The organism is Paenibacillus sp. Z3-2, assembly GCF_054161325.1.
This window is the reverse complement of sequence record NZ_CP096397.1, coordinates 824811-839175: the sequence shown is the minus strand read 5'-3', so window position 1 is coordinate 839175 and position 14365 is coordinate 824811. Positions and strand designations below refer to the sequence as shown.

General features: G+C 49.6%; 11 protein-coding genes. 1 reads left to right on the top strand and 10 read right to left on the bottom strand.

All coding sequences use genetic code 11. The annotated features are described in order from the left end of the window. Positions 1-7 precede the first annotated feature (7 nt). The 6 genes from M1D71_RS03620 to purM form a co-directional block, all read right to left on the bottom strand. Complete coding sequence (locus tag M1D71_RS03620) at positions 8-1090, bottom strand: hemolysin family protein (protein WP_458125282.1); 1083 nt, start codon at positions 1088-1090, stop codon at positions 8-10. A 234-nt stretch (positions 1091-1324) separates the two neighbouring features. Beyond that, positions 1325-2662 carry a hemolysin family protein gene (locus tag M1D71_RS03615; protein ID WP_458125281.1) on the bottom strand — a complete coding sequence of 446 codons (1338 nt, stop codon included), beginning with the start codon at positions 2660-2662 and terminating at the stop codon, positions 1325-1327. A gap of 656 nt (positions 2663-3318) precedes the next feature. Further along, positions 3319-4584, bottom strand: coding sequence for a phosphoribosylamine--glycine ligase (gene purD, locus M1D71_RS03610; RefSeq protein WP_458125280.1), 1266 nt, complete (start codon positions 4582-4584; stop codon positions 3319-3321). Between the two features lie 129 nt (positions 4585-4713). After that, the gene (purH, locus tag M1D71_RS03605; RefSeq protein ID WP_076333433.1) at positions 4714-6261 is read right to left on the bottom strand and encodes a bifunctional phosphoribosylaminoimidazolecarboxamide formyltransferase/IMP cyclohydrolase; all 1548 of its coding nucleotides are present in this window, start codon (positions 6259-6261) and stop codon (positions 4714-4716) included. A 294-nt stretch (positions 6262-6555) separates the two neighbouring features. Further along, the gene (gene purN, locus M1D71_RS03600; RefSeq protein ID WP_458125279.1) at positions 6556-7173 is read right to left on the bottom strand and encodes a phosphoribosylglycinamide formyltransferase; all 618 of its coding nucleotides are present in this window, start codon (positions 7171-7173) and stop codon (positions 6556-6558) included. Continuing rightward, complete coding sequence (purM, locus tag M1D71_RS03595; protein WP_458125278.1) at positions 7173-8213, bottom strand: phosphoribosylformylglycinamidine cyclo-ligase; 1041 nt, start codon at positions 8211-8213, stop codon at positions 7173-7175. The genes purN and purM overlap by 1 nt, the downstream gene beginning before the upstream one ends. A 64-nt stretch (positions 8214-8277) precedes the next feature. Here purM and M1D71_RS03590 point away from each other — a divergent pair, with 64 nt between their 5' ends. Continuing rightward, entirely contained in the window at positions 8278-8577 is a 300-nt protein-coding gene (locus tag M1D71_RS03590; RefSeq protein WP_458125277.1) for a hypothetical protein, read from the top strand. A gap of 611 nt (positions 8578-9188) precedes the next feature. On the opposite strand, the gene purF is transcribed toward M1D71_RS03590, so the two are convergent. Genes purF through purS form a run of 4 tightly spaced genes read right to left on the bottom strand, consistent with a single transcriptional unit; the run spans position 9189 to position 13812 of the window. Continuing rightward, positions 9189-10667, bottom strand: coding sequence for an amidophosphoribosyltransferase (gene purF / locus M1D71_RS03585; protein ID WP_145326169.1), 1479 nt, complete (start codon positions 10665-10667; stop codon positions 9189-9191). Then, the gene (gene purL, locus M1D71_RS03580) at positions 10652-12895 is read right to left on the bottom strand and encodes a phosphoribosylformylglycinamidine synthase subunit PurL (RefSeq protein WP_458125276.1); all 2244 of its coding nucleotides are present in this window, start codon (positions 12893-12895) and stop codon (positions 10652-10654) included. The genes purF and purL overlap by 16 nt, the downstream gene beginning before the upstream one ends. Then, complete coding sequence (gene purQ, locus M1D71_RS03575; RefSeq protein WP_036606071.1) at positions 12873-13562, bottom strand: phosphoribosylformylglycinamidine synthase subunit PurQ; 690 nt, start codon at positions 13560-13562, stop codon at positions 12873-12875. The genes purL and purQ overlap by 23 nt, the downstream gene beginning before the upstream one ends. A 4-nt stretch (positions 13563-13566) precedes the next feature. Beyond that, entirely contained in the window at positions 13567-13812 is a 246-nt protein-coding gene (gene purS / locus M1D71_RS03570; protein WP_017690695.1) for a phosphoribosylformylglycinamidine synthase subunit PurS, read from the bottom strand. Positions 13813-14365: the final 553 nt, after the last annotated feature.

Genomic DNA, 14365 nt, shown 5'->3' with positions numbered 1-14365 from the left:
CTGCTTCTTAAACCAGTTTCATTCTTTTTGGTGAATTCACCAAATCTTTGTGCTCGTATTCATCCTTGATATCTCCGACAATCTCTTCAAGGATATCCTCCATCGTAACCATACCTACCGTAGCACCTGCCTCGTTTTTCACGGTTGCAATGTGTACACGGCTTTGCTGCATCTGGATCAGTACATCCTTGATTGGAGAACGTTCGGAGAAACTCGGCGTATTGTGAACAAATGTCTCCATATTGAAGTCTCTGCCCGCAGCCACACTCGTCAGCATTTCTTTCGTGTTAATGAAGCCAACAAAATGAGCCTGATCCCCATTCGCAATAACAGGGTATCTCGTGTATTCGTGTCGATTCAGCATCTCAATGATCTGATCAAGCGGCATTTCTTTATTCAAGGTAACGATTTTATCTCTTGGAATCATAATTTCCTGAAGCAGACGCTCATCAAAAGCAAAAATGTTTTTGAGGTAGTCCAGCTCCGTCTGGTTGATCTCGCCACTCTCATAGCTCTGTGCCATAATCAGCTTCAGCTCTTCTTCCGAGTGAACGGTATCATGCCCGGCAGGTTTTACACCGAATATGCCAAGCAACAGACGAGCAGCTCCATTCAATGCATAGATGAACGGATTCATGATTTTACCGAACCAGTACAGTGGTGGTGCCAGCAACAACGTCATTCTCTCTGCAAACTGGATCGCCAGGGTTTTCGGTGCCAATTCACCAATAACCACGTGCAGGAACGTAATGATTGCCAGAGCGATACCGTAGGAAAGCACGGTAGACAACGCAGCCGGTACTTCCATTCGCTCAAACAGCGGATGCAGCATTTTCTCAACGGTAGGTTCACCCAAGGCTCCCAATACCAACGCCGTGATGGTAATCCCCAATTGACATGCAGACAGATAATAATCCAGGTTGTGCGCCACTTTTTTGGCCAGTACTGCCTTTTTGTTCCCTTCCGAGATCAATTGATCGATTCGGGACATCCGTACTTTAAGAATTGCAAATTCGGCTCCAACGAAAAAGGCTGTCAGACCTATAAATACGGCTACTAAAAATAAATTCAAGGCTATTATTCCGTCCAATGATTTCCCTCAGGTTGAGGGATTCACCTCCAAGTAAAATTTATATTAAGGTTGCACGATTGATGTTCCGGTGACGGCTCGTTCTTCCGATCGCCATTGCCTCCAAATTTCCCTGATTGTTGTTTTCAAAGGTTTAAAATTGGTTTGCAAACGCGAACGCTACGCTTCTTCAGAATCGATTCCGTCCCCTACACTGCTACGTTGCCAAAACACTTTAAATTTCTGAGGGCAATATCACGCCAGATCGCTTGTAGCTTCCTCAACCTGCGCACCGCTCACTCGTTCCAGAAGAACTTGCTTGATGTGATAATTTTCGGTGTCCACAACGGTCCAGACATAATCACCATGTTCTACCGTGTCGCCTTTTTCCACACCTACACCCTTCTGGTACTGAATCCATCCGGCCACGGTGTCCATCTCTTCATTACCTTCAAAGATAAGTCCGAACTGCCGCTCCACTTCATCCAAAAGTACCCGGCCGTTGATGAGATATTGATTCTCTCCGGTCTCCTGGATATCGGCCACCTCATCGGCATCGAATTCATCGCGAATCTCACCGACAAGCTCCTCCAGAATATCCTCCATTGTAATGATTCCCGAGGTACCGCCGTATTCATCCACGACCACGGCCATGTGTACACGTTCCTGCTGCATTTTTATCATCGCATCCTGGATACTTGTAACTTCGGAAACGAACGGGATCTCGCGAACGAATTCACTTAGTTGATACGATCTTGCAGCAACCATGTCAGGCAAAATCTTTTTCACATTCACGACGCCGACAATACGATCCTTGTCCCCATCCTCGATGACAGGGTAGCGTGAATAGTTATGTTCATCCAATATAGGAATAATATCGTCATAGGTCATATCCTGACTTAATGTCACCAGTTCCGTTCGCGGGACCATGATATCTTTAGCATCACGTTCATCGAACACAAATACATTTTCCAGATATGAAAGCTTGGTCTTGTTGTTCTCGTCACCTTCATAACTCTGGTTCATAATGATTCTGATCTCGTCCTCCGAGTAAGCTTGATCATGTTCCGCAGGTTTCACACCGAATCCCCGCAGAAGAACACGTGAGGCTCCATTCAGCGCCCAAATGAATGGGTACATGATTTTACCAAACCAGTATAATGATGGGGAGAGCATCAATGTCAGTTTTTCCGAAAACTGAATTGCCAGCGTTTTGGGCGCCATCTCACCTACAACCACATGCAAGAACGTGACGAGTATAAAGGCGATCGCATAAGAAGCAATCGACGAGACTGAAGCAGGTACGTCTAAATAATTGAATACCGGATATAACAATCTCTCAACCGTCGGTTTTCCGAGTGCACCCAGTCCCAATGCGGTGACCGTAATACCGAGCTGACAGGCCGACAGATAATAATCCAGGTCCGAGACAACTTTTTTGGCGAGTACTGCCTTTTTATTGCCTTCCGCAACCAGTTGATCCACTCTTGATGTACGAATTTTGACTACAGCAAACTCTGATGCTACGAAAAATGCAGTCAATGCAATCAAGATAATAAGTAATGCGATATTCAATATGGTAATTATGTCCAATGATTTCCCCGGTTCTCAGGGATTCACCTCCAGAGATAGTTACAGCGTGATCCGTTAACTACGTTAACCATTCATCCGCTGTTTGTCGTTCATCATGGCTTATAGCTTATGCCTTATATGAAATCGAATAATGATCATATTTGTAAATTTCGTACGGTTTGACCTTGTAAAATACAAAACAGGAATTCAAGATGAAGTCAATGACTTGCAGAAACTTCTCCATTCAAATCGGGTTACCCCTCATGCTGTCAATTGTTCCTCGCTTAACTCCACCTAGATTCGCCATTTGGACAATTTACAATATCGCCTACCCAATAGATATCCACCTCCCCTCATACTCATTCCTGTTTCCGAAAAGTATACCACGATTCCAGCACAACCATCCAGTTGCACGTTATGGTTTGGCACAAGCTTACAGTTTAATGTTCACAAATTAGTCTTTATGTATGTTATGTGCTTTATATAATATGTTTAGTATTACCTTATAATGTGATATTCTTCACATAATTAGTATAGTCCAATTTATAAAAATACTACCCTTTACTTTGGGTCATTAAACATGTGTGTTTACATAGCATACATCTATATACGCAACAAAGAGCCCGCAGGATGCAACAACCTTACGGTGCACATCTTTACGGGCTCTTCTATTTATCCTACACCAGTGCTTTAGCAGCAATATCCGTCCGCTGATGTTTGCCATCAAAATGGATACGTTCTGCCTGTGCATAGGCTTTGTTTCTAGCTTCCGCAATATCCGCGCCAAGGCCAACTACGCCCAGGATTCGTCCACCATTGGTGACCCAGTCTCCTGCTTCACTACGCGCTGTACCTGCGTGGAATACCACGGCATCATGTACTTGATCCAGTCCTTCAATGACTACGCCTTTGGCATAAGGACCCGGATAACCTCCTGAAGCAAGCACCACACATACTGCGGCTTCATCGCTCCATTCAATTTCAATGTCAGCCAGCTTGCCATGAACGGTGGCCCAGAAGATATCGAACAAGTCACTCTTCAACCGTGGCAAAACAACCTGTGTCTCGGGATCACCGAAACGTGCGTTGAACTCAATCGTTTTGGGTTTACCATCTGGTGATATCATCAGCCCGGCAAACAACACGCCTTGGAATGGGCGCCCTTCGGATACCATGGCCTTGGCTGTTGGTTTGATGATTGTCTCCACGGCTTCTTCAATAATGGATGCAGAGATATGTGGCAATGGTGAATATGTACCCATACCGCCTGTGTTTGGCCCCTGGTCATTATCGAATACAGGTTTGTGATCCTGTGCTGCAGCCATTGGACGAACCGTCTCACCATCGACAAAAGCCAGAATCGACATTTCCTGTCCTGCGAGGAATTCCTCGATAATCACTTTGGCTCCTGCTTCACCAAATACTTTCTCCACCATGATACTGCGAAGTGCCTGATCAGCCTCTTCACGGGAATAAGCTACCGTCACACCTTTGCCCGCTGCCAATCCATCTGCCTTGATGACAACCGGAATCGCTTGCTCATTCAGGTAAGCCTGTGCCTGTTCGTAATTATCGAATTTCTCATAGGCTGCGGTTGGAATATTGTATTTGTGCAGTAGATCCTTCATGAACGTCTTGCTACCTTCGATCTCTGCTGCATTACGACGTGGACCAAATACCGGAATACCTGTCGAATCAAATGCATCCACGATCCCATCCGCCAGCGGATCATCCGGACCAATAACCACCAGACCCACTTTAAGCTCTACAGCAAGAGCCTTTAGTTTATCGAATTCATTCACCGCAATGGCATGACACTCAGCGAGCTGAGCAATGCCTGCATTTCCCGGTGCACAGTGAATCTTGCCTGTCTTTGGACTCTTCGCCAGCGCCCAGATGATTGCATGTTCCCGGCCACCGCCGCCTATTACCAGAATATCCATTCGCTCTGTTCCCCCTCCGTGCATAACTGGATTTGCTACGCTATTGTGTGTTGAAAAACCTAAAAAAGAGGGGGTGTACCATAAGTCATTAGCATGACAGGCGACACCCCTTATTAAACCTTTTTCGCTCTAGTGTTTGAAGTGACGAACGCCTGTGAAGACCATGGCAATTCCGTATTCATTCGCTACTTTGATGGACTCTTCGTCTTTGATTGAGCCACCAGGTTGAATCACTGCCGTAATTCCGGCTTTTGCTGCCAGTTCCAGCGTATCACCCATTGGGAAGAACGCATCGGATGCCAGAATAGCACCTTTTGCTTGCTCGCCAGCTTGCTCAATCGCAATTTTGGCTGCACCCACACGATTCATTTGTCCAGCTCCCACACCTACGGTCATGTCATTCGCAGCAAGTACAATCGCGTTGGATTTCACGTGTTTAACTACTTTCCAGCCAAATAACAGCTGTTTCAGTTCTTCTTCCGATGGCGCACGATCGGTTACCACGTTCAGCTCGCTCGCTTCAATGGAGTGCACATCGGACTGTTGAACGATCATACCGCCGTCGATGGACGTTACCACGAATTGGCTCTCCCGTTTACGAGCAGCATTCAGTTCGCCCGTTTTGAGCAAACGAATGTTTTTCTTCTTCGTCAGGATATCGAGAGCCTCTTGCGTAAAGTCAGGAGCAAGTACGATTTCCAGGAAAATCTCGCTCAATTTGCCTGCTGTATCGCTATCGATAATGCGGTTCGCTGCCACAATGCCACCAAAGATAGACGTTGGATCTGCAGCATATGCTTTGCTGTAAGCTTCATAGATACTTACGCCAATGCCCACGCCGCATGGGTTCATATGTTTAACCGCGACAACGGCCGGTTCTTCAAATTCCTTGACGATCTGCAGAGCTGCATTCGCATCGTTGATGTTATTGTAAGACAACTCTTTGCCATGCAATTGCTCGGCTGTTGTCAATGTGTCTTGCGCCGCTAGCGGTTTGCGGTAGAATGCCGCCTGCTGGTGTGGATTTTCGCCGTAACGCAAATCCTGGAGTTTTTCGTAAGTAACCGTCAGACGCTCTGGCAACGGATCACCGTTCAGGTTGGAGAGATAGTCAGAAATAACTGCATCGTAAGCCGCTGTATGGCGGAACACTTTTGCCGCAAGCCGTTTGCGTGTTTCGAGTGTGGTATCTCCATTGCTGCGAACTTCTTCAAGCACCTTGCCGTAATCTGCTGTGTCAACAACGACACTAACAAAAGCATGGTTTTTGGCAGCAGAACGAAGCATCGTTGGACCACCGATATCGATGTTCTCGATCGCGTCTTCGTATGTTACATCCGGTTTGGCAATGGTATCTTGGAAGGGATACAGGTTTACGACAACGAGGTCGATATAATCCAGTCCGTTCTCTTCCATCTGGCGTTTATGCTCTTCGCTGTCACGAACAGCCAGCAACCCACCATGCACTGCTGGATGCAATGTTTTGACACGTCCGTCCATGATTTCCGGAAATCCGGTCACATCCGAAATTCCGATGACAGGTACGCCTTCCTTCGACAACAGGCTGCTTGTACCTCCTGTCGAAATAATCTCCACACCCATTTGCGACAGCTCTCGGCAAAAGTCCACGATGCCTGTTTTATCCCATACGCTGACCAGCGCTCTTTTGATACTCACAATATGCTCCTCCTTTAATGTCCCATGGCTTCGCGTTTCATGACGAAACACAGCCGATTTATTTCCCGAGAAATATCACAAAATGCGTACCAATATTCGACTTCTGTTATATAAGTGGAACCAAGATGTTTACACGGGACACTCCGATGACAGAACAACCTTCCAATCGCTGTTATCCCCAGATTTTTTGATTCCCTTTTCTTAAAGGGAAAATCCGGTGATAAAGGCGAACGCTTCGCTTTTTCAGGTTTTTTCTGTCCTCTCCGTTAATGTGTAAAAAAATTTCAACTTATATTAAACCGGTTTCTGTACTGTGACGTGACGTCCGTCTAACTGAACCAGACCTTGAGCGAACCAGGATACCACTTCAGGGTATAACTGCTGTTCGGCCGCATGAATGGAACGGCTGATTGATTCAGCAGTATCCCCTGGCAAAATGGGAACGGGATGCTGGGCAATAATCGGTCCTGTATCCATGCCACCGTCCACAAAGTGCACGGTCACGCCCGTAACTTTCACGCCATAGTCGAGAGCTTGTCCAATCGCATCCTTACCTGCAAATGCCGGTAGCAAGGACGGATGAATGTTAATCAACCGTCCTGCGTAACGATCCACTACAACCGAAGTCAGCAATCTCATATATCCCGCAAGAACGACCAAGTCGATCTTTTTGGATTCAAGCACTTCCACGATCTCTGCCTCATAGGCTTCACGGGAAGCATAATTTTTCGGAGTAAATAGATGACAATCCACGCCTGCGTGGTGTGCCCGCTGTACAACGCGTGCAGCCGGTTTATCACACACGAGCAGATCAACGGATGCATTCAGCCCACCGTTTCGTACTGCATCGACCAGTGACTGAAAGTTGGATCCTTCACCCGAGGCAAATACAGCTATGCGGTAGTTCGCCATTAAACATCCGCTCCCGTGAAGGTTACTCGCGCATCTCCTTCAATAACACGGCCAATGATGTACGCTTCTTCACCAGATGATTTCAGTTGTTGCAGAGCTTCCGCTGCATCTGCTTCGTTAACGACCAGTACAAGCCCAACACCCATATTAAATGTGGTGAACATGTCACGGTTCGAGACAGATCCCTTCTCCTGTAACAGGTTGAAGATCGGCAGGATCGGCCAAGAGCCGTAATCAATATCCACATTCACGTTGCTAGGCAACATACGTGGGATATTCTCGATGAAGCCGCCACCTGTAATATGAGCCATACCTTTTACTTTTACCTTTTCCAGTAGGGATAACAGAGGTTTAACATAGATCTTCGTAGGTTCCAGCAGGGAATCACCCAGCTTGGCGCCTAATTCCGCCACTTCATCATGCAGATCAAGTCCCGCATCTTCCAGCAAAAGTCTGCGTACCAGCGAGAATCCGTTACTATGGACACCGCTGGAGGCCAATCCAATCACTGTGTCGCCAGGGGCGATGGTTGTGCCGTTAATGATCTTCGCTTTGTCCACGATGCCCACCGTGAATCCGGCAATATCGTATTCGCCTTCACTGTACATGCCCGGCATCTCTGCCGTTTCGCCACCGATCAACGCACAGCCCGACTGATGACAGCCTTCAGCGATTCCCGCAACAATGGCTTCGATCTTCTCTGGAATGACTTTGTCACATGCCAGATAGTCAAGGAAGAAGAGTGGTTCTGCACCCTGTACCACAATGTCGTTCACACACATCGCTACCGCGTCGATTCCGATGGTATCGTGACGGTCCATGGCAAATGCAATTTTCAGCTTGGTGCCTACGCCGTCTGTACCAGATACAAGTACAGGCTCATCGTATTTATCTTTGTTCAAACCGAACAGGGCACCGAATCCACCCAGATCTGTCATCACTTCCGGACGGAAGGTACGTTTTACGTGTTTTTTCATCCGTTCAACCGCTTCATTACCTGCCGCGATATCGACGCCGGCCTTTTTATATGCTTCAGACAAGTGGAATCATCTCCTTTTTTTCGCCCCTCCTAAATCCTCCCGCCTGGGAGGACCCCATAGGACCTTGGCAGGCCCTCTGGACACCCGCCAAACAAGCGGTGCAGGGGTGGCTGGTGTGATCTTGCTATGGTTGGTTCGTACGTGTGCTCGCGGGGTTGTTCGCCGATTCCGTTGGCCGCAGGCCATCGGTCAGCGAACCCCGCGCGGTTGCGTCGCGAGGCAAGCCCGCAGGGCAGCTGCTTCGCCTGGCTGCCCTGGCCCCTGTTGCTCCGCAAGGCGGGGCTTAAGGGCTCGGGCTATGCCCGCTGGGCAGCTGCTTCGCCTGGCTGCCCTGGCCCCTGTTGCTCCGCAAGGCGGGGCTTAAGGGCTCGGGCTATGCCCGGGGGCAGCTGCTTCGCCTGGCTGCCCTTGCCCCTGTTGCTCCGCAAGGCGGGGCTTAAGGGCTCGGGCTACGCCCGGGGGCAGCTGCTTCGCCTGGCTGCCCTTGCCCCTGTTGCTCCGCAAGGCGGGGCTTAAGGGCTCGGGCTATGCCCGCTGGGCAGCTGCTTCGCCTGGCTACCCTGGCCCCTATTGCTCCGCAAGGCGGGGCTTAAGGGCTCGGGCTACGCCCGGGGGCAGCTGCTTCACCTGGCTGCCCTTGCCCCTGTTGCTCCGCAAGGCGGGGCTTAAGGGCTCGGGCTACGCCCGGGGCAGCTGCTTCGCCTGGCTGCCCTGGCCCCTGTTGCTCCGCAAGGCGGGGCTTAAGGGCTCGGGCTATGCCCGGGGGCAGCTGCTTCGCCTGGCTGCCCTTGCCCCTGTTGCTCCGCAAGGCGGGGCTTAAGGGCTCGGGCTACGCCCGGGGGCAGCTGCTTCGTGCGGCTGCCCTTGCCCTGTTGCTCCGCAAAGCGGGGCTTAAGGGCTCGGGCTATGCCCGGGGGCAGCTGGCTTCACACCGCTGCTTGGGCCCCTATTGCTCCGCAAAGTGGGGCTTAAGGGCTAACAGCTGCAGCCGAATTTTTCCTCGCCGCCAAAGTCGAGGCGGGTTGGGTAATCATTATCAAAACATGCGAGGCAAAGCCCGCCCTTGGGATCATTCTGATTATCTCCCTGTATCGATGCAATCAGTCCATCCGGACTGAGGAACGACAGGGAATCGGCATTAATTTCACGGCAGATTTCTTCCACAGACAGCTGTGAGGCGATCAATTCGCGGCTGTCAGGCGTATCAATGCCATAGAAACACGGGTTTTTGAAAGGTGGTGATGTAATGCGCACATGGACCTCGGTTGCTCCTGCATCACGTAGCATGTTCACGATCCGCCGGGAAGTTGTTCCCCGTACAATGGAGTCGTCAATCATGACCACACGTTTGCCTTCCACCACGCGACGCACAGCGCTCAGCTTCATCTTCACGCCTTGTTCCCGCAGTTCCTGGCTCGGCTGGATAAACGTACGTCCAGTGTATTTGTTCTTGATCATACCCATTTCGTAAGGAATACCCGTTTGCTCCGCATAACCTATTGCCGCGGAAATACTGGAGTCCGGTACACCTGTGACCAGATCCGCATCCACAAATGCCTCAATCGCCATCCGGCTTCCCATCCGTTTACGGGCAGCATGCTGGTTCGCACCATTCATATCACTATCCGGACGGGCAAAATAGATATACTCCATTGCACACAGCGCCTTGCGGTGTTTGTGATGATCGAAGCGATCCTCGTGCAGACCATCGGCATCCAGCACAAGCAATTCACCTGGTTCAATGTCACGGATCAATTCTGCCCCGATCGTTTCGAGTGCACAGGTCTCGGATGCAAACAGATACGCATCACCCAGCTTACCCATCGTGAGCGGACGAAGTCCGTGTGGATCAGAAGCAACAAGCAGCTTGTCATTGGTCATGATCAGAAATGCATAACCGCCCACAATGCGCTGGAACGCCTCTTTTGCCGCTTCAACAAGCCCTTTGGAGGATCTTGCAATTAGATGCGCAATGACCTCGGTATCACTTGTTGTTTGGAAAATGGAACCACTCTGCTCCAGCTCACGCCGGATCGTTGGTGCATTCACAATGTTTCCGTTAGTCGCTACTGCCAGATCACCATCACGGTATTTGAATACCAATGGCTGTGCGTTCGTCAGTTTACTGTCACCACTTGTTGAATACCGAACATGTCCAATGGAAATATCCCCGGTCAACGTCTGCATCAGGTCTTTGGTGAAAACTTCCTTCACCAGACCCATGCCGCGATGATAATTAAACTGGCTTCCATCACTCACACACATGCCTGCACTTTCTTCGCCCCGATGTTGCAGAGCATGCAGTCCATAATAGGAGAGCGAGGCTGCATCAGGGTGTCTGAACACCCCGAACACGCCACATTCTTCCTTCAATTTGTCGAGTCCTTCCTTGCCGGACCCTTCATTATAATAATCGCCTGTCCACAACGGTCCTGTCGTCAGTTCATGAGACATGGAATCGCATCCTCCCAGACCTGAGCCAAACCTCCTACAGGTTCGCTCACGGCTGATGTTCCGTTCAATTCAATCGTCAGGTTACTTCCTTCTACACGTCCAATCACAGTTACAGGTACACCGCGCTCACGTACAAATGCTTCAAGTTTCCCCGCTTGCTCTGGCGTAGCCGACAACAAGATACGGGATTGGCTCTCACTGAACAGGGCGTGATCTCCACGCAATGTCGTCTCTACATTTACCTGTGCTCCTACGTTACCGCTGATGCAAGACTCTGCGAGTGCAACAGCCAATCCGCCTTCAGACAAGTCGTGTGCCGAGCGAACGAGACCGGATTGAATAGCTTCCAACACCGTGCTGAGCAACGCTTTTTCCGTTTGCAAATTCAGCTCTGGCGGACGGCCTTCCGTTTGACCATGAACCGCGTATTGCAGCTCGCTGCCACCCAGTTCAGCTTTTGTTTCGCCGAGGAGGATGATAACATCGCCTTCGGATTTGAATGCTTGTGTCGTGATATGATCCGTATCATGAACGAGACCTACCATACCGACAACTGGCGTTGGATAGATGGAGCCTTTGGCGTTTTCGTTATACAGACTTACGTTACCACCGATAACCGGCGTATCCAGCACACGACAAGCTTCCGCCATACCGTCTACGGCTTTCTCCATTTGCCAGAAAATATCCGGCTTCTCCGGGTTACCGAAGTTCAGGTTGTCCGTGATCGCTAGCGGCTCCGCACCGGAACATACAATGTTACGCGCTGCTTCACTCACGGCAATCCGTCCACCAACTTCAGGATCAAGGTACACATAACGTCCATTACAGTCCGTTGTCATCGCGAGACCTTTGCGTGTGCCACGAATCGTAACTACGGCTGCATCCGAACCTGGACGAACTGCAGTGCTTGTACGCACCATGTAGTCATATTGATCATACACCCATTTTTTACTTGCTACTGTTGGTGAAGCCAGCACTTGTTTCAACGCTCTGCCGAGATCCGACACTTCGTCGTAACGAAGCGTGTCGATGGAAGCACTTTGCTCGTAGTACGCAGGCACAGAAGAAGGTTTGTCATACACTGGACATTCGTCGACCAATGCTGTTACTGGCATATCTCCGACCACTTCGCCATGGTGGATCAATTTCAGGCGACCGTCATCCGTTACTTTACCGACTTTGGCACAGATTACGCCCCAACGTTCAAAGATTTCCATCGCCTGCGCCTCATCCTTCGGCTCAACGACGAACAACATGCGTTCTTGGGATTCAGACAACATCATCTCGTAAGGCGTCATGCCTTCTTCACGCTGTGGTACCTGATCCAGATACAATTCCAGACCGTTACCCGCTTTACTTGCCATCTCTGCACTTGAACATGTCAGACCCGCAGCACCCATATCCTGAATACCGAGCACGATGCCCGTGTCGATCAACTCCAGACAGGATTCCATCACCAGTTTCTCCATAAACGGGTCACCGACCTGAACCGCTGTCCGTTGGGACTCGGATTCTTCCGTCAGTTCAACCGATGCAAAGGTTGCTCCATGAATACCATCCCGGCCTGTTGGTGGGCCCACATAGTAAACCGGGTTACCTACACCTTTAGCTACACCGCGCTGAATCTTGTCATGATCAATCAGACCCACACACATGGCATTTACCAGTGGATTACCTTCGTAGCTCTCATCAAACATGACTTCGCCTGCGACGGTAGGAATACCGATACAGTTACCGTATCCAGCAATACCCGCTACAACATGTTCGAACAAATATTTAACGCGATCGCTCTCCAGCTTGCCGAAACGAAGAGAGTTCAGCAAAGCTACTGGTCTTGCGCCCATGGAGAAAATATCACGGATAATGCCGCCCACACCTGTTGCCGCACCTTGATAAGGCTCAACCGCGGAAGGATGGTTATGGCTTTCAATTTTGAATACAACGGCCTGGTTATCACCGATATCCACGATACCGGCACCTTCACCTGGTCCCATCAGGACACGTGGTCCAGTAGTTGGGAAACGGCGCAGCAATGGCTTGGAGTTTTTATATGCACAATGCTCGGACCACATTACACTGAACACACCAATTTCCGTGTAATTTGGCTTGCGCCCCATGAACTCACAGATCAGCTCATACTCGCTGTCAGATACGCCCATTTGTGCGTAAAGTTTATGTTCTGCGACCTGTTCTGCTGTCGGTTCCTTAGCGGATAGCTGCTGCGTCATGCCGATCCCTCCATGCTTTCAAAATAGATGTAAACATACGTTTGCCGTCTTCCGAACCAAACAGTGAATCCACTGCACGCTCTGGATGCGGCATCATGCCGACCACGTTTCCAGCTTCGTTACAGACTCCTGCAATATCACCCAGGGAACCGTTCGGGTTGGTACCATACGTAAATACGATCTGGTTGTTCGCTTGCAGACTCGCGAGCGTCTCCTCATCGCAATAATAGTTGCCTTCGCCGTGAGCAATCGGGATGATAATCTCTTCACCGGGTGCATAGTCACGTGTAAAAGGAGTATCCGCGTTCGCCACTTTCAATACCGTATCGTGACAACGGAATTTCAGGGAGGTGTTGCGGATCAATGCACCTGGAAGCAATCCCGCTTCCGTCAGGATCTGGAATCCGTTGCAAATACCCAGAATATATTTACCTTGTTCAGCAGCTTTCGCTACCTCGTTCATTACCGGTGCAAAGCGGGAAATCGCTCCGCAGCGCAGGTAGTCACCATAAGAGAAACCACCCGGAACTAAAATACAATCATAAGCCGATAGATCTGTAGCCGTGTGCCATACATAATCAACCTCTTGCCCAATGGCATCTTCTACTGCCTTGTAACAGTCGATGTCGCAGTTGGAGCCAGGGAACACAAGAACTGCAAATTTCATGAGATTAACCCTCCAATTCGTAGCGGTAATCTTCAACAACGGTGTTGGCCAGCAGCTTTTCACACATGACTTTCAATCGTTTCTCCGCTTCCGCACGATCTGTTGTATCCAGGTTCAGTTCCATGACTTTACCGATCCGTACACTTTCCACTTCGTTGAATCCCATTGAATGCAGGGCTCCTTGAACAGCTACGCCTTGCGGGTCGAGTACGCTTTGCTTAATAGTGACATATACGGTTGCTTTGATCATGATCCTTATGTTCCTCCTCAGTAATGAACGGGATAAATGCTTTACGCTGTTAAAAAAAGTGACTTTTGGAGCTTGCTCCGGGGCGGATTGTTCTTCCGGTCGCTTGTTGTCCCCAGGTTTTTTGATTGTTTTGAACCGCTGTGCGGTCAAAACCCGGGGACAAAGGCGAACGCTAACGCTCCTTTAAGAACAATTCCGCCCCTCCGCTAGTCCATGCGACGTTTTTTAAAGGCCCAAACCTTTTACGTTGCACGGTGTGTAATGGTAGGGACTAACCATTACGTGAATTACATTAGTAACTATACTGTTTTTATATTGGTAGGCTTCCTGTATGGGAAGAGAAGTCTTTGTTCTTCAATTGCCTCATCCCCCAGTTTGACACTGGCGGAGGAAAGATTTGAGCTGGAGAAGCGTAAGCGTTCGCCTTTGCAACCGGAATGTTTCCTTTTGAAAAAAGGATCCAATCAAAACATTCCGGGGGCAACAGCGATCGAAAGCCAAACTTTCTCGTAGCACGCTCAAACGCTAGTCTCCTCAAACTTTCCCGAAGCTC